The following is an 18,028-nucleotide window of genomic DNA, read 5'->3' on the forward strand; positions in this document are numbered from 1 at the left end:
GGCCTACGCGCAGCCTTGCGAGTACGCTGACATCCGGCAATATCAATTACACAAACGGTGCCAGCGGGTCGGCAATCTCAAAGGCGACCGCACGGTCCGCTTTCGGTGGATAAATCAGCTCGCTGACGATTGAACGCTTCAGTTCCTTCGCCTCTGCGCGCGTCAGTTTCACCTGCTGATCCCAGCCTTCGCTGTACACCGCGCCCCACGCGCCCAGATCCAGACAGGTGACGTAGTTTTCCTGGCGATAGGGCAGTGGCATCACATCTAACAGGCTGGCAGCGGCATTGTTTCCGGCGAATTTACCCAACAGAATCGCGTGCTGGCAGGTCATTAAGGCGTGGTTGCCTTTGTCATCAGTGGCGGCCCTGGCGACATCCCCCGTCGCGTAGATATCCTCGTGGCCCACAACCTGAAGATGCGCATTCACATGCAGACGGCCCTGACGATCGCGCGGGGCGTCGATCTGTGCCGTTAAGCCGTTTGCCTGCACGCCGACCGTCCAGATAACGGTTTGTGATGCAATTGTCTGCCCGTCTTTCAGCGTCACGCCTGACGCATCCACGCTTTCAACTTCTGCATTGACCCGCCATTCCACACCCAGTTCAGCGGAGGCTTCGGCGATCACATCGCGCAGCTCCTGGCTCCAGCGTGCACCCGGTTGCGGGCCGCGTTCAACTACGACTACTCTGGTCTTAGCATCAGCACCGAGAATGTCCCGCAGGCGACCCGGTAATTCCAGCGCCATTTCGATCCCGGTAAAGCCGCCGCCGCAGACCACCACGGTATTGCGCGCCTCGCTTTCTGGTCTGTGCGCGAGATCTTTCAGATGCTGCTCCAGTACGGTTGCGCTTTCCAGCTGATCGAGGTCGAAGGCGTGCTGCGCAGCGCCGGCAACCCTATTGCGATTAACTTCACTGCCGCTGGCCAGAATCAGCCTGTCGTAGCTGAGACGCTGTTTTTGGCCCGTTGCGTCCGTCCAGCTCACTTCTTTAGATTGTGGAAGCAACTGGGTGACCGTGCCGCGCAGGAACTTCACGCCGGTGACATCAAACAGCGGCTGCAGTGGCGCAACCAGCGTCTGGACATCATTCTCATAAAAACGCGGACGTACGCGCAGCTCTGGCTGCGGCGCAATAACAGTAATATCAATGGACTGCTGATGTTTATCCGCCAGTCGTGCGGCGCTTAATGCTGCCCACATACCGGCAAAACCGGCGCCCACGATCAGAATTTTTTTACGCATTTGCGTTTCTCACTGGTGACTATGAATTATTTGCTCGGATTCTATTGGTCGTAGTTAAGGATTGCAATGTAATTCCCTGTAAAAGCGCTTCTTTGTCTGTTGAGTTGTATTTATATATTTGATATTTAATGAATTAAATTTTATTTATGAGCGGGTGAATTCTGAGTATCTGGAATGTGCAGGCCGAAAAAGTTACAATAACTCAGATTCATTTTGGCTGAGATAAGAACATGGCATTCTACAGTTCCGGGGTTGAGTACGGCATCCATAGCCTGATGTGTATGGTTGACAGTAAGGGGGATGCGCGGGATATGAGCGTACGGGAAATTGCTGAGCTACAAAGCGTGCCGTATGACTATCTGGCGAAGATCTTCACCCGTCTGTCGAAGGCCGGACTGGTGCGCAGTAGTGAAGGAAAGGGCGGCGGTTTTCAGCTCGCCAGGCCCGCCGAGCACATCACGGTTCTGGATGTGGTCAATGCTATTGACGGCGACAAGCGTATCTTCGAATGCCGTGAAATCCGCCAGCGCTTAGCGATCTTTGAGGAGCATCCGCCGGAGTGGGCCTGTGAAGGGATTTGCGGCGTGCGCTCAGTGATGGACATGGCGCAGCAGCGTATGGAAGAGGCGCTTGGTCAGCACACGATCCTGGATTTGGCGCGTAAGATGTATCGCAAAGCACCGGATACGTTTGTCGTAGAAGTGCAGGACTGGATCGACGCCCGCAAAGGATAACCACTAAAAATGCCCGATAGCGCAAGGCGTATCGGGCATAATGAATGTAGGCCGGACAAGGCAATAGCCGCCATCCGGCACGGTGTATTACTGTTCAGTACTCGGCGTATTAATCATCCGGTTCAGCCAGGGCACCATAATCGCCATCACTACCGTGACGGCCAGCGTGACCAGACCGATTTTACTAAAGACGTTGGTATAGATAGGCAGCGTCTGTAGCGGGTCGGTGATGTTTTCCGGTACCGCGGTGAACGTTGCCACGTAGCCACCCATCAGGAACGCTGCAGCCTGGGTCAGGAACCACATCCCCAGAATAAAGCCCATCAGATGCTGCGGCACCAGCGCGGCGACCATGGCCAGCCCCAGGGCGCTAATCAGCAACTCACCCAGACTCTGGAACAGATATACCAGCACAATGAACCACGGCGAGGTCAGCCCCTGCGCATCGGCAAACCACATACCCGCGGCAGCCGCGGTCAGGAAGCCCAGCGAGCACAGGAACATACCGAGGGTGAACTTCATCGGCATGGTCAGGTCTTTGCCCTTGCTGCCCAGACGGGTATAAATCACCGCCAATAGCGGGCTGGCAAGTACCACCCAGAACGGGTTCAACGCCTGGAAGCTCACCGGGTTGATGGCGAAACCGAGAATTTCATGGTGTACGTTATTGATGGCAAAGAAGTTCAGTGATGTCGGCATCTGCGCGTACAGCACGTAGAATACCACCGCTTCCAGCATCAGGATAAAGGCCACGAACATCTTATTGCGCCCGGTTTTATCCAGTTTGAATGCCTGACGGAAGAAGATGATGGTGACGATAATCGACAGGACGATCAGCACCAGGTTGGCAACTTTCACGTTGTGCATCAACCAGGCGCACACGAATATCATCACCACGGTACCGGCCAGTACACACAGCAGATTGCGGAATACCAGCGGCTTATGGTCCGGATCAGAACCGATGTCCTTCACCATGCCACGGCAGGCAAAATAGACCAGCAGTGCAACGATAAGTCCCGCGCCACACAGGTTGTAAGTCACCGCATAGCCAAACTTATCGGCAATGACCGGCGCCAGCGACAGCGACAGCAGGGAGCCGATGTTAATCGACATATAAAACAGGGTGAAGGCGCCGTCCAGTCGGGCGTCTTTTGGCGGATAGCATTTTGACAGCAAGCTTGCCGGGTTAGCTTTAAACAGCCCGTTACCTACGGCGATGGTACCCAACGCAATAAAAATCAGGTCGGGTTTCAGCAGCGACATTCCGGTCATGAAATAGCCAATGGCTAACACGATGGCGCCGAGAACCAGCGTGCGCTTGGTGCCCAACAGGTGGTCGCCAACGTAGCCGCCAATGGATATCAGGCCGTACACCAGCGCAGCAAACGCACCGAAGGTGATAAACGCCTGTTCCTGAGAGAAGCCGAGTTGTTTAACAAAAAATACCGCCAGGATGCCCTGAACGCCGTAATAGCCAAATCGTTCCCATAATTCTACAAAAAAGATCATGAAGAACGGACGAGGTTGCTGCAGCAAGCCCGTAGGTGCTCGTGTATTCATATTCCTTCGCCTTTCAAAGCCATCCCGAAAAGTATGAACGCGTATTCTAAAACGCGCCGAAAAAGTCTTATTTTGTTATAGACTGCGGTGATAGGCCGCGCGGGTAGAGTATTATAGAGATAGTTTTCGATCCAATTAGTTGATCACACTAATTATGATTTATTTGTTGGATTGATGTACTGATAGGCAATAATTTTCACGCAAGGTACAAAAACAAAAACGCCCGCACAGGCGGGCGCTTACAGGCTTAAATGTTTACAGCGGGGCGGGTTACCCCCCGACAGCTAGCATTTTATGCTTCTTCGTCATCTCGCAGCGGGACAATCAACATGTCGACGTGAACGGTGTTGATCAGCTGGCGCGCAGAGGACATCAGCTTGCTCCAGAAATCCTGGTGATGGCCGCACACGACAAGATCCATATCGTATTTTTTGATGGCATCAACCAGAACCTGACCCAGATCGCCGCTACCGCTCAGGGTTTCGGTGATAGGGTAGCCTGCGTTGGTGGACAGTTCGGTTAACGCGTGATGAGTTTCTTCAGAAATGCGTTTCTGCATGTCGCCCAGATTTACGTCGATTAGCCCGGTGTACAGGTCGGAATAGTTTACGTCAACGTGGATAAGGGAAACTTTTGCATTGTAAGGCCGCGCCATAGAGACCGCTTTTTCAACCAGAACTTTGCTTTCCGGAGAAAGATCAACCGCGATGAGAATGTGTTTATAAGCCATAGTGTTACTCCTTCCATAAGTTGTCGATGACTAGCCTTCTGGCGATCGTTTGCCGCCGCGTCATCCGCATCCTGCGGACCTTACGCGCGGGGCTAGTCCAGTCGTAAAGACGTACCCTATAGGGACTATCCTTACATTATAGCGACCAGAATAATCCGTCAATCCACCTTGATTGCCAAGTAGTTAAACAAATTTTTCAGTTAATTGTATTGATAGTGATTAACCTTCTGGCAAAAAAATTAACTAATCTCCTACACTATCTAGAGAGGCGCTCGGATGCGTGACACTAACACGAGCGGTTTCGGTAGCACTCTTCACTGCATAGTTTGGTAGGGTATCGGGGAGCGGTAGTCCCGGAGAGGAACTCCGTGGGCGGGTCGCCGGGGAGGGGGTATGATAAGCACCATTGCGTTATTCTGGGCTTTGTGTGTCGTTTGCATTGTTAATATGGCGCGCTATTTCTCGTCGTTGCGCGCACTGTTAGTGGTACTTCGTGGTTGCGATCCATTGCTTTACCAGTATGTTGATGGCGGAGGCTTTTTTACCTCGCATGGGCAACCCAACAAGCAGATGCGTCTGGTGTGGTATATCTACGCCCAGCGCTATCGCGATCATCATGATGATGAGTTTATTCGCCGCTGTGAGCGCGTGCGTGGCCAGTTCATTCTCACCAGTTCGTTATGTGGACTGGTATTAATCAGTATGGTTGCGCTGATTATCTGGCACTGAACCTGATGACAGCGTAAAAAAAAAGCGGACCTGTTTGCAGGCCCGCTTTTTTATTGCGCATTCGCTTAGATAAGCTTCAGGGAGAGCCAGTACAGCCCCCCGGAAAGAATAATCGCCGCAGGCAGGGTGAAGACCCAGGCCATCAGAATGCTGGTCACTGTTTTACGCTGTAAGCCGCCACCGTCAACGACCATCGTACCCGCAACGGAAGAGGAGAGTACGTGGGTGGTGGAAACTGGCATACCGGTATAACTGGCGAGACCGATAGAGACGGCGGCCGTCATCTGCGCCGACATCCCCTGAGCATAGGTCATGCCTTTCTTACCGATTTTCTCACCGATAGTGGTTGCCACGCGACGCCAGCCAATCATCGTACCGCAGCCCAGAGCCAGCGCAACGGCCATGATGATCCACACCGGAGCGTACTCAATGGTGCTCAGCATGTCGGTTTTCAGTTTCTTCAACAGACGCTGATCGTCGTTGCTTACACCAGGCAGTTTCACGACCTTATCGGTGGTATCGGAAATGCACAGCATAATACGGCGCAGTTGTCCGCGCTGCTCAACGCTTAACTTGTCGTAGGTTTCCAGATTCGCCAGCATACCTTTCGCACGTTCCAGCGCGTTAATGGTATTAGCCGGGTGGCAATGGAACTCTGTCGTCGTCGCTGTACCTGTTTCCGTCGGTGACGGAATCAACTGGTCTACGCCGGTCGCCTGCTTGAGCAGGTCAGGGCGTTGCTGGAAGAAGGTTTCGACGTTATTGATGGCATCGCGGGTACGCGTAATTTCGTAACCGGAAGCGTTCATATTCACCACGAAACCGGCAGGTGCTACGCCAATCAGTACCAGCATGACCAGACCAATGCCTTTCTGCCCGTCGTTTGCGCCATGAGAGAACGCCACGCCGATTGCGGAGAGGATCAGTGCAATACGCGTCCAGAATGGCGGCTTTTTCTTGCCGTCTTTCTTTTCACGCTCTGCTGGCGTCAGGTGAATACGGGCACGTTTTTTAGTACCGCTCCAGTAGCGACGCAGCAAAAAGATCAGGCCGCCTGCAACCACCAGGCCGACAATCGGCGAGATGATAAGAGAGGCAAAAATACCCATCACTTTCGGGATGTTAAGTGCATCCACGACCGATGTGCCGTTCATCAACGCATTGGTTAAACCAATACCGATAATCGCGCCAATCAGCGTGTGGGAGCTGGATGCAGGCAAACCAAAGTACCAGGTACCCAGGTTCCAGATAATTGCCGCCAACAGCATAGAGAACACCATGGCGAGGCCATGTGATGAACCCATGTTGAGCAGCAGATCCGTTGGCAACATATGCACGATGGCATACGCTACGCTGAGACCGCCCAGCAAAACACCAAAGAAGTTAAACACCGCAGCCATGATCACCGCCAATTGCGAACGCATGGCACGGGTGTAGATCACAGTAGCGACGGCATTGGCTGTATCATGGAAGCCGTTAATTGCTTCGTAGAACAGAACAAAAGCCAAAGCAAGCAAGAGTAAAAGCCCGGTATGTAAATCCAGGCCAGCAAACAAATGTAGCATAGGACGTTACGCCATTTTGAGGACATGAACGCGGCGCATTATCAGTGACTTTGGCGGCGCGGGCAAAGTGAAATATAGAGTTTTTTTGATTTGTCTCCTGCTTTGTATGACACCACTAAAGAATTATCTTATAGAATTCAGATAAATACCTATTTTTGATGGTTTGGTGCTGGTGCGGCCACTGAGGAATCTTTACAATTCACGCCCGCTTTTTAGAGAGGATCGCAACGTGGAAAGGTTTGATACCGTTATTATAGGCGCTGGCGCAGCGGGTATGTTCTGTGCCGCGCAGGCAGGACAAGCAGGAAGTCGAGTACTGCTTATTGATAATGGTAAAAAGCCCGGGCGCAAGATCCTCATGTCTGGCGGGGGGCGCTGTAACTTTACCAATCTTTATGTTGAGCCTGCGGCTTATTTGAGTCAAAACCCTCATTTCTGTAAGTCAGCGTTGGCGCGCTATACCCAGTGGGATTTTATCGATCTGGTGGGTAAACACGGCATTGCCTGGCATGAAAAAACGCTCGGCCAGCTTTTTTGTGACGACTCCGCGCAGCAAATAGTCGATATGCTGGTAGCGGAATGCGAAAAAGGTAACGTTACGATGCGCTTACGTAGCGAAGTTCTGAGCGTTGCACGGGATGATGAGGGCTTTACGCTGGAGCTCAACGGCGCAACCGTTGGTGCGACGAAACTGGTGATTGCCAGCGGTGGGCTTTCTATGCCGGGTCTGGGTGCGACGCCATTTGGTTATAAAATCGCCGAACAGTTTGGCCTGAATGTGCTGCCAACGCGTGCGGGTCTGGTGCCTTTTACGCTGCATAAGCCGCTGCTTGACCAGCTTCAGGTGCTCTCCGGCGTGTCTGTTCCCTCTGTCATTACCGCCGAAGACGGCACCGTATTTCGTGAAAACCTGCTCTTTACGCACCGCGGGCTGTCAGGCCCGGCCGTTTTACAAATTTCCAGTTTTTGGCAGCCGGGTGAATTTGTCAGCATTAATTTGTTGCCAGATGTTGACCTCGAAAGCTTCCTTGATGAACAGCGCAGCGCACACCCCAATCAGAGTCTGAAGAATACGCTGGCGATGCAATTACCGAAGCGACTGGTGGAGTGTTTGCAGCAGTTGGGGCAAATCCCGGACGTGACGTTGAAGCAACTTAACCTACGCGATCAACAAGCGCTGGTGGAAACGCTGACCGAATGGCGCGTACAGCCAAACGGCACGGAAGGGTATCGTACGGCAGAGGTGACGCTGGGCGGAGTAGACACCAACGAATTGTCTTCACGGACCATGGAAGCCCGCAAAGTACCGGGCCTTTATTTCATCGGCGAAGTGATGGACGTCACCGGCTGGCTGGGCGGCTATAACTTCCAGTGGGCATGGTCGAGCGCCTGGGCGTGTGCGCAGGATTTAGTGTTGTCCGAAGACAATAAAGTTGTACACAAAGCACTAAAGTTGTAACCATTCTCAAAAAACGACGCTAATGTTGTATACTTACTGAATGTGTGGTTATAGGGTTGGAGACTATAAAATGCACATATAGGTACGTATCAATGTCGTTTTTTGGGTACGATCATGGGTAGGGGTAGGCGTCTCAAATCCTATTTGGATTATGAAAATGCGCTAGGTGACGGCATAGGAGTGGGCTATGGCCAAAGTTATCAGCCCTGGCTTAGAGCTCAGGACGTTAAATCCCGTGGAAACCGTTCGATAGTCTTTGGCCTTAAGACGTTTCGAAACCATCATCTCCTTTCTTCTGTCGAAAGTAACTTTTTCTATCTGGCTGAGTTTAATGACTCGGTGATTGATATCCGGGAACAATTCCCACTCTTTCCTCTCCGGCTTACCCAACAAATAGCAAATCATCTACATTTTCAACATCCTATGGTGAGGGGAGTAAGAGGAGTACCTGTCGAAGTTCTGAATGTTATGACAACCGATTTTTTACTGACCTTGAGAACTCCTGAAGGCGGACTTCGATACAAAGCTGTAGCAGTAAAACAAAACGAGAGCATACCTGAACGCGAAGCCCAAAAACTTGAAATAGAGAGGATGTTTTGGCAGTTGATTGATGTTGAGTTTCAAATTTATGTTGGCTCGGAACTCAATAACGTCGTCGGTAAAAATATTTGTTGGGTTACTTCTGTATTAAGAGATGGTTCTGTATTTTATGATAAATATCCTCTTGATAAAATCCTATGGAAGCTTAAACCAGATGTTTATCCCATAGTGGGACTACGTGCAATGATTTCATCAATCATTGGGGTAGATGCACAAGAAGCGATGATGTTATTGCAGGCAATGATTGGATTAAAAATGATAAAAATTGATTTATCATATCCAATACTCGAAACCGGTCTGATAAAGATAATATCCAATGGCCACTATATAGGACTGAACGCAAATGGATATTATTAGAAATTCAGTCTGGCTCTCTCAAGGCACTGATTTGCTTGCAGAGGGGCTTTATCGTGTTTTGGATTTTGACAAAAAGGTTGATTTGTTAATTTTGTTTAAAATAAAATCAGAAAGAACGGGTAAGCCAATTCCTTTCTCATTTTCATTGTTTAAATATTATATTGAATCAAATAGCATAACTTGTAAAGATTATATATACCCTTCATATATGTTAGTAGATGAGAAAGAAATAACAGATGAAGACAGGGGAAGGCGAGATGAAAATTACAATATCATTAAAGATCTTGTAGATGACAGAATGTTTCTGTTCGACTATGCATTACATAAAAAGTCTCACCTTTTAATGGACTACTCCAGAAATAAAAAAATATCACAATATACTATCAGAACGCTTCTGGCGTTGTACTGGCGACATGGGCAGGATGTTTATGCATTACTACCCGCATTCTCGAACTGTGGTGCCGCTGGGAAAAGTAGAATCAAACATGAAATTAAACTTGGGAATTCCAAGAAAAACAGAGCATTACCTAATGAACGTTCACGTGTTTTCATTCTTAATGAAAGAGATATAAATAATATTAGAAAATCTCTCATTATGTATCATTATAAAGTTAACGGAGATACGATAAAGAAAACATTAGAGAGACATATTGATTTGTATTTTAGGGATGAAATTAAAACAGCGAACTTAGAAAATAGAGCTCCATATGTTCCTTCTTTAAAACAATTTTCATACTGGAATAAAAAACTCTTCACTAAAGATTTCTCGATAAAGAAGAAGAACACGAAAAAAGAAATAGACCTCAAAATGCGGGCGCTTTTAGGTAGTGCGGCTAATACAACTGTTTTACCGGGTGATGTTTTCGAAATAGACTCAACTGTCGCTGATGTACATCTTATTTCGAGTTTAAACAGACGAAAAGTCATTGGGCGCCCAACTATTTATACAGTGGTGGATCGCGCAACAAGAATGATTGTTGGCCTTCATGTTTCTTTATACCATGCTTCATGGCGAGCTGCCCGACAAGCGTTAGCAAATTGCTTTATGCCAAAAAAAGAATATTGTAGATTATTTGGAATCTCTATTACTAATGATGATTGGCCTTGTTCTCATATTCCATTAACATTGATGTGTGACAACGGGGAGATGATTGGTCTTAAACCTCAGGAAAAGATGACCCCCCTGACAAAACTTGAGTTTGCGCCAGTCGGTAGAGGCGACAGAAAAAGCATTGTTGAACGCTGTTTCGGTATTCTAAATGATGAAGTTATTCATAGGCTTATTGGAACAACACGAAGGGGTAAGATTGTTAAAGGAGCGCCAACACCGCAATCCAGGGCTTGTTTAACGATTCAGGAGGTCACGTCTTTACTGATTCGGGAGATACTTGCACATAATCAGAGAACATATGAAGAACTGGCTTATATCAATCCCTTACTGATTGAAAATGATCTCGTAATATCACCAAAAAATAGTTGGATGATAAGCTTAAAGCACGGGAGATTCAGCGCAAGAGCCGTTGGGGCCGACGAAGTGATCGCACGATTGTTGATCCCTGTGAACGCTAACATTACCGCCGGTGGGATTCAGTACAATAATCTTTTTTATGAATGTGATCCAGACATTGCATCAGGTGCCAGAGTATTTGGAAGAACCACTTGTGAAGCAAGAATAGATGACAATTGCGTAGATTATATATATGTAAGATTTGACAAAAATAGCATTTTCAAAAAGCATTACCTGCTTAAGAAAAGAGATATATTTAAAGGTAAAGCTCATCTTGATACAGATGTAATGGCTGATTGGGTAGATACTCAAAAAGAAATTAATTTATTTACTCTGGATTCACTCAGCAATATCAATAATAAAGATGATTTTAACAAGAAAGGTAACGAAAGATTAAATGAAATATACGAATCTCGACGGGTACATGGTAAAGATATTAAAAAGAACAGGAAAAATGAACTTGATTCATTAGGGCGAACTGATGTTGCTAATGGAAGACCTGAACCCCTACTTCCGTCATCCAGTAAGGTTCTGCTTTTGCCTGGCCGGGAGGAGAAACAAAGATGGTTAAAAGGTAAGAAGAAGACTGAGGACGCAGAATAATGAACCTTATACGGAGCGTTTCAGCGATATATAAAGAACAGGAGTTACCTGAGTATCGTGGCAACCCCTTAATTGAAGCACTTCCTGAAGCGCTTACGGAAGATGAAGTACTTCTGGAAATGAGTTATTTTCCCGAAATTGACGAAAAAATCCGCTGGACTGCCCCGGCGAATGTTAGAGAGCAGTATGTCGAACGTATAAAGAAATTCCGTTGCCCTCAAACCAATCTTATCCAGGCTTATAAAATGATTTTACGGGCACTTAGGGAAAGCTATGCAGCCCGTAATCCTTTAAAAAGCGGAACTATTCAATATCTTCATTACTATGGGACTGAGCGTCCTGATATTGAACCCGAAAGTGGATATTTTAAATCCCAGGCTGAAACCATTACGATAGTTGGAATGAGTGGTTCTGGAAAAACTACCATGATCGAGCAAGTCATGGATCATTTCCCTCAGATTATAGAACACAGCAGCTATAAAGGAGTTTTTCCCGGCTTCAGTAAGCAAATCGTATGGGTAAAGATTAATTGTCCATACAACTCAAGTGTGAGAGACCTTTGTGAAGAGATTTTACAAAAATTAGATGATGCAATTGGTATTGAACGAACTACACCAGAGATTAGAAATGGTGCTCTGGCTCGCCAGATTGCGCAAAGAATAAAATCATCATTTTTAGGTATCCTTGTTATTGATGAAATGCAGAGGCTAAAATTTTCAAGAACTGGAGGTGAGAGTAAGTTGATTGATTTTTTACATGAAATTGTAGATTCGATGGGGGTATCTATGGTTTTTTGTGGAAATCATCCTTTTGACGAGACTCTGACAAAGAAAATGAGAATTGCCAGGCGGGCAGAGTCTGGTGGTTATATGAAAATTTCAAATGTCAGATACGACTCACAAGACTGGCAATCGTTTATTCATTATTTATGGCCATTACAATGGACAAATGTTGAAACACCATTAAATGATGAGTTAAACGAAAAATTATTCATTTTATCTAAAGGCAACATTGGATTGGCTCAGATGATTTATCGGGGGGCACAATTAAAGGTTATCGGTAGCGGTAATGAAATCATAACTGGTGCAGTCTTGTCGGCCTCTGTACCGGTACTCGTAAGCCATACGGAGGAATATAAGGATACTTTACTCCCGGGGGCAGCGACTGAAGACGAGGAAGCCAAATGGCTCTCTGCATCTAATGAAAGTGATGCTTCGGCTAAGTTCATGTCAGAGAAGCCCTTAAAAGCTTTGATCCCTGGAGATATAGACAGGCCACAGCACAAGGAATTCGTAAGAAAAATAGACGAGGTTATGCGCAATTTCGACGAGAAAATACTGTCTCTTGACCATGATCTTGTTATCACCAGAACAGCTGAAAAGAAAAATACCTACGATGCTCTTCAGCGTTGCGGGCTTATAAATACAGATCCACTTAATAAATTGTAATGAGGTCATCAGTTCGTAACGGTCAAAGAGAGGTGGGGTAAATGAGAATGTTGTCTGTTTTACCTGATGAATCCTTGTTCAGTCGGTTTTGTCGGACAGCTACCGTGTACGGTATGTCCCCATCTTCTCTGTTAACGATCATTTTCCACAAACCTGATATGAGCGTCCATCCAATTCTCAATTCAGGATTAAAGGCTATTTCTCTTCATACATCCGAAAGTGCAGACCAGCTCTGGCATGAACAGACTTTACTCCCTCTGTTTGCCTGGGCACTACCAATCAGTCGTAATGAAATTATGGATTTCAACACGACCCCTGCCAGGCTTAATCGATTGTGCCGCCTTAGTAATTTTTCACTAGGACAGCGGACACTATTGAAGTTTTGCCCGGTTTGCGCTCGTGAAGATACTTTTCATTATGGTGTTACTTATTGGCATCTGGCGCATCAACTTCATGGGGTTACAACCTGCCATCGGCACCAGGTAGTGCTTGAAAGCATCAATGTCCCTTCTGCACCGCACATACGTATTGGACTGATGCCTCCTGTTTCGTATACAGAACAACTCAGCAATGAGACAGACTTCGATTTTGCTAAATTTTGTTATGAGTCCATAAATATAATCAGAAGAAAAGAAATTTGTCACCCAAATTACATGGATGTACTTAAAAAGTTAAATTTATTATCATTGGACGGGAATCTGAAGAAAAATGTATTTTACGCACATGTTTATGCTAAGTGCCAGTTATTTGGGGAGGGTTCATCGGAGCTTCTACCGACATCCCTTACTGATTATCACTACTGGGAGCCTATACTCAAAGATAAATGTTGTCAGCATCCCACAAAGCACCTTTTGCTTTGTTATTGTTTGTTAAATACTTGCTGGCCAACGTATGCAGGAAGTCGTCCTAATAAAAAGAAAGAAATCTTTAAAAGTCATAAGGAATACAGCTTTCATATGGCTGAAAATAATACTAGTGTTAGCAACCTTGGGAGAGAATTTAATCGCAGCAGATGTTACATTAAAACACTTATTTATAAAAAATACCTGAGGGCGTTTAAGCGAAACACAAAAATTAATATATTCACTGAATTGCTTATCAAGTCTATGGCTGTAAGGGGGTTTAGTCTGGCATCCATAGCTGAGAAAAACTCATTATCGGAAGGAACTGTATCCTCTGTAATTTCATCTTGTTACGGTTTATGCTCATGGCGTAAAAAATGTAAAAAAGATTCTTTAAGACGGCGTCATAAGCAGAAAATATTAAGATTTATACATAATCAATCCATTTCTGTAACGCGAAAGTTAGTCAAGGAAAGTTGTTATGCTAGTTTCTTTTGGCTAAATAAACATGAAAATGGCTGGCTTAATTCCTGTCTTCCTAAAGCAGTACGATGTTATAGAAATAAAAGAGTAGACTGGAGCGAGAGAGATATAATCTCATCATCATTAATAAATGTTGTTTTATCTCAGGGGCAATACCCGATGTCACTTACAAGCCTGGATGCTTTACTGGGGGGGCATAACTGGCTTTTGAAATACAGAGATAAACTACCAATGACAATGACACTTCTCAGGAAAAAGAATCTAATTAAATAAGAGGGAGTGATATGGTTTACGAAAATGAATTGTGGCACAGTTTTCTTCTGCGTTCACAGATAATGTATAACTTATCCAATTGCAGGAACATAATATCTAAGCATGGTGAACTAAGGTACGATGCCTTTCCTCGGCTCGAACTGATTGATATGTACAAATTGCATAGTTTGCAGGATATATATGACATTCTTGCCACAAGAAATGGTTATATACTAACTTCCAATATAGTGTCGTTATCTTCTGGTGTTTACGGGTATTTCAACGCTGTTGAAGATGCCTGTCGAAATAATTTACACATAACTAATTCATATCCATTGGTAAACATCTCAAAGATTCGTTACTGCCATAAATGTATTATTGAAGATATACACTCTAAAGGCATTGGTTATCTTCGTCATAGATGGTTGTTTGAATCTAAATGTGCAGCTCATAGTACCTGTTTATATGAGGTTTGTTTTGACAACTATTTGGATGCAGTGAAAGGACTTAGTGACTTAATTATAAGTGGAATAAATCCTCATGGTTATTGTTCCCTTGTGGTTGACATTTCAAATCCTTTCAAAACTCCAGTGTATTTATTGCCATGTGCCAGGGATAAAATTTTAAAATGGATTTCTGACAATAAAAATGAGCTGGTTTACTTTCTCTTTGACCTCTTTAAAAGTAAATCGCATTCTAGTTTATTAAAGGTTATTGAAGTCAGGATAATGCATAGTAGTTATATTTCTGCGGTGTTCAGGATATTGAGTGAGGTTAATTTTTGTAATTTCAACTCATTTATTACCGATTTATTCGAGGACGTAAGTTATGCCTCTGTTGGACTTGATGATTATTCTGTTAATGTGGATTTTCTCAGGCTAAAAGCCGCAGATTGCAAATTTTGCCGGTTCAATGGTAAAAATTTTTGCTCACTTTTTAATGTAAAGCTTCTTCGCTAATTTTTACTTCATTTATAAACTACTAAGAAAGCTAATAAGATAGGGTTATATATTTTGATTAGGGCGGGAATAAATTATCACTTCCCGAGTATCCCTGGGGGTTACCACCTGAGTATGATGCCGGTTAGCAACAACGTCTAAAAGACCTACGATCACGATAAATGTCACTGGGTCACTCTCAAGCAAAGTGGTCAGGGGTGCTAGATACCAGTACTGCTTACTCAACACGGCCTTGTTTTTGAAAGATGCCGAATCTTGGCAAGAGGCGTATTACAGCCTATAGTCTGTTAATGAGTATTACAGCTTATCTGCTGTAAATCCATTCGTTGTGCTTGTTAACCCGTCGATACGGAAGATCACTTATGAACACTCAATACGCTTTGAAGACCTTGAATCAGTTGCGTCCTGTTTTAATCGGCTTTCGCAAAGCCAATGGACTGACGCAAAGAGATGTTTCTGAACGTTTGGGTGTAACACAGCAAACTTATGCCCGACTGGAGGCCAACCCTGCAAGTGTGGGTTTTGAGCGTTTGTTTAGAGTGTTCAGCGTCCTTGGAGTGGAGATCGTACTTTCATCCAGGGAACCATTGTCAGATGCAAAGCCCGAATACGGAGCTTTGCACAATGATTCTTCACTTCCAGCCAGGCGGGAGAAATGGTGACGCCATGCGCTTCCCGGTCTAATTGTCTGCAGCAATATTAACCCCTTAGCGGCCTGAAGTATCAGGTTGCTATGAAGCCTTTCGTTTCTTCTGTTATGTTAAATACACCAGTTTGAGCTGTTTCGGACAACCATAAATTATCTCTTCACTCTTAAATGAAAATTTTATGTCGATCACATTATCGATGAATTTAGGAAATAATCCGTAAATGAAAATCTATCTACCTTTAAATTTATCAATGTCCGTACGACATAATTAATATCAAAGAATGTGTATTATTATCATTTAAGTCATAAAAGCCATGAGTCAGTTCCAAAAAATATAATGAGCATTGAAATTATTACCCATCATTCTGGAGTTTTAACTTAGCCATGTATCGAACCACAAGTTGGCTTCCGGTGTTTTGAGGAGCAGTAAAGTTCAGAAAGCGCGACCAGATCATAATCCAGAAATGTCGTTAAGATATTCTGAATAACGGTTATCCCTGCATGTTGGCAGGCATTTGAAAATATATTTTGTATTCAGGTTGCAGCAAAACGCTTTCTTACACACAGGACTTCATATGCGGCTCAGAAAATTAAAACTGAAAAACTTCAGAGGCTACAGAAACTCTACTGAAATCATTATTGATGAAAGCATGACGGGTATTGTCGGTCGTAATGACTTTGGGAAGTCAACGATTCTGGAAGCGCTGGCTATTTTTTTTGAAACAGAAGGAATGAAGGCTGACAAGAATGACATGAACTGTTTCAGCCTAAGAGAAGGGGACGGCCGTTTTGAAATAGCCTGTGAATTTGATGACCTGCCCGATTTTATCATGATCGACGACAGGGTGCAGACCACGCTCGCCTCAGAACATCTGCTGAATGAAGACGGCAATTTTGAAATCGTCAAAACGTTTAAAGCAACGACTTCAGGAAAACCGGAGCAGACCTGCATCCGCTGCATCCATCCCGAAGAGGAGCCCCTGAGAAACTTACTGGCAATGAAAATTTCCGAGCTCAGGGCGGTGGGAAAAGAAGCTGAAAAAAATGTGGCGGATAAACGCACTGCATCGTTATGGCGTCAGGCCATCAGGGAAGCCGCCGCTCCCTATACCTGTTCTGAAATGTTGCTGGATGTCGATAAAGAGTTTGGAACCGACACAAAATCATTATGGGGTAAGATCCTCGATTTGCTGCCCACGTATGCGATTTTCAAAGCCGACAGGGAAAGCAGCGACGGGGATTCAGAAGCTAAAAACCCCTTACAGCAGGCCGTAAAAGACGCTCAGGCTGCGCTGCAGGACAAAATTACAGCGCTGGAAAATGAGATCCAGGACAGCGTACTGGATGTCGCACAGAGAACGCTGGATAAATTACGTGAAATGGCCCCCGAACTCGCCAGTGAACTGACTCCACGATTTAAGGAGAAACCCAAGTGGACCTTCAGTTTCACCCTGGACGGGGAAAATGGCATCCCCATCAATAAGCGCGGCAGCGGGATAAGGAGGCTTATCCTGTTGAATTTTTTCCGGGCTGAGGCCGAGAAGCATGTCGCGGGGACGCCCAGAAATGTGATTTATGCCATAGAGGAGCCTGAAACGTCACAGCATCCGAACTATCAGATGATGCTGATGAAAGCGTTACTGGCACTGGCAGGCCAGCCGCACCGTCAGATTATCGTCACCACCCATGTCCCGGCGCTGGCCGGATTGATCCCTGTCGAAGGCGTACGTTATGTCACCCGAAATGAGGCGGGTGAACCCGTAGTAAAAATGCCGGATGACGCTGTGCTGAAGGAAGCGACTGAAAGCCTGGGGGTGCTGCCAGAGACCGGTATGGAAAGGGCGCAGGGGATAGTTCTGGTAGAGGGAAAGTCGGATGTCACTTTCCTGAGGCATGCGGCCAGTTCATTAAAACAGTCAGGTATGTTGCCAGCCTCTCTGGAGGACGTGAAAATAGTGCCAGTCCTCATAGGAGGGTGTGGCAGCGTCAAACACTGGGTGACATTGAATCTGGCCAACGATCTGGGGCTTCCCTGGTGCGTATTTCTGGACTCCGATATTGGGGGAGACCCTGCACAGGTTCTGTCCATTCAGAAACGTAAAAAAGAAGTGGAGGATGCCGGTAAGGTATTCTTCGCCACGCGCAAACGTGAAATAGAGAACTATCTCTGCCCGGATCTGATTGAAGAAATGACCGGTGTAGCCGTCACGTTTACGGACACCTGTGATGCTAAAAAAATAATTGGCCGGGCGGTGGGAATGAAACCCGATAATGTGCTTGATAAATTCTGGCCCCGGATGACAGC

14 protein-coding genes are annotated in these 18,028 nt (G+C 45.8%); 10 read left to right on the forward strand and 4 right to left on the reverse strand.

The window, feature by feature from the left end:
* Window positions 1-46 precede the first annotated feature (46 nt).
* Entirely contained in the window at window positions 47-1,246 is a 1,200-nt protein-coding gene (locus FDW98_RS22845) for an NAD(P)/FAD-dependent oxidoreductase (RefSeq protein ID WP_096759187.1), read from the reverse strand.
* 230 nt (window positions 1,247-1,476) lie between these two features.
* On the opposite strand from FDW98_RS22845, the gene FDW98_RS22850 reads away from it, so the two are divergent.
* On the forward strand, window positions 1,477-1,980 hold the full coding sequence (locus tag FDW98_RS22850; RefSeq protein WP_096759188.1) for an Rrf2 family transcriptional regulator: 504 nt from the start codon (window positions 1,477-1,479) through the stop codon (window positions 1,978-1,980).
* Between the two features lie 87 nt (window positions 1,981-2,067).
* Here the strand turns inward: FDW98_RS22850 and dtpB are convergent, their stop codons facing one another.
* Window positions 2,068-3,540: a dipeptide/tripeptide permease DtpB gene (gene dtpB, locus FDW98_RS22855; RefSeq protein ID WP_096759189.1), complete on the reverse strand. Its 1,473-nt coding sequence runs from the start codon at window positions 3,538-3,540 to the stop codon at window positions 2,068-2,070.
* A gap of 292 nt (window positions 3,541-3,832) precedes the next feature.
* Entirely contained in the window at window positions 3,833-4,270 is a 438-nt protein-coding gene (uspA, locus tag FDW98_RS22860; protein WP_003023368.1) for a universal stress protein UspA, read from the reverse strand.
* A 393-nt stretch (window positions 4,271-4,663) separates the two neighbouring features.
* Between uspA and uspB the strand changes: the two genes are divergently transcribed.
* Complete coding sequence (gene uspB / locus FDW98_RS22865) at window positions 4,664-4,999, forward strand: universal stress protein UspB (protein ID WP_096759190.1); 336 nt, start codon at window positions 4,664-4,666, stop codon at window positions 4,997-4,999.
* 65 nt (window positions 5,000-5,064) lie between these two features.
* On the opposite strand, the gene pitA is transcribed toward uspB, so the two are convergent.
* Entirely contained in the window at window positions 5,065-6,564 is a 1,500-nt protein-coding gene (pitA, locus tag FDW98_RS22870; RefSeq protein ID WP_096759191.1) for an inorganic phosphate transporter PitA, read from the reverse strand.
* Window positions 6,565-6,793: 229 nt separating this feature from the next.
* On the opposite strand from pitA, the gene FDW98_RS22875 reads away from it, so the two are divergent.
* From FDW98_RS22875 to FDW98_RS22910, 8 genes are all read left to right on the forward strand, one after another.
* Complete coding sequence (locus tag FDW98_RS22875; RefSeq protein WP_137362471.1) at window positions 6,794-8,023, forward strand: NAD(P)/FAD-dependent oxidoreductase; 1,230 nt, start codon at window positions 6,794-6,796, stop codon at window positions 8,021-8,023.
* Between the two features lie 114 nt (window positions 8,024-8,137).
* The gene (locus tag FDW98_RS22880; RefSeq protein WP_020833813.1) at window positions 8,138-8,980 is read left to right on the forward strand and encodes a TnsA endonuclease N-terminal domain-containing protein; all 843 of its coding nucleotides are present in this window, start codon (window positions 8,138-8,140) and stop codon (window positions 8,978-8,980) included.
* A complete protein-coding gene (locus tag FDW98_RS22885; protein WP_048217579.1) occupies window positions 8,967-11,090 on the forward strand; it encodes a Tn7 transposition protein B in 2,124 nt (707 codons plus the stop codon). The genes FDW98_RS22880 and FDW98_RS22885 overlap by 14 nt, the downstream gene beginning before the upstream one ends.
* Entirely contained in the window at window positions 11,090-12,538 is a 1,449-nt protein-coding gene (locus FDW98_RS22890) for an ATP-binding protein (protein WP_001049182.1), read from the forward strand. Before FDW98_RS22885 ends, FDW98_RS22890 begins: the two co-directional genes overlap by 1 nt.
* Before the next feature lie 41 nt (window positions 12,539-12,579).
* Entirely contained in the window at window positions 12,580-14,136 is a 1,557-nt protein-coding gene (locus FDW98_RS22895; protein ID WP_024143025.1) for a TnsD family Tn7-like transposition protein, read from the forward strand.
* Window positions 14,137-14,147: 11 nt separating this feature from the next.
* Complete coding sequence (locus tag FDW98_RS22900; RefSeq protein ID WP_000262426.1) at window positions 14,148-15,074, forward strand: hypothetical protein; 927 nt, start codon at window positions 14,148-14,150, stop codon at window positions 15,072-15,074.
* A 362-nt stretch (window positions 15,075-15,436) separates the two neighbouring features.
* Complete coding sequence (locus FDW98_RS22905; RefSeq protein ID WP_001097217.1) at window positions 15,437-15,736, forward strand: helix-turn-helix domain-containing protein; 300 nt, start codon at window positions 15,437-15,439, stop codon at window positions 15,734-15,736.
* Between the two features lie 562 nt (window positions 15,737-16,298).
* A partial coding sequence (locus tag FDW98_RS22910; RefSeq protein ID WP_137398960.1) for an AAA family ATPase occupies window positions 16,299-18,028 on the forward strand: 1,730 nt, incomplete at its 3' end.

Source organism: Citrobacter sp. wls711 (assembly GCF_005281055.1).
GTDB lineage: Bacteria > Pseudomonadota > Gammaproteobacteria > Enterobacterales > Enterobacteriaceae > Citrobacter > Citrobacter gillenii.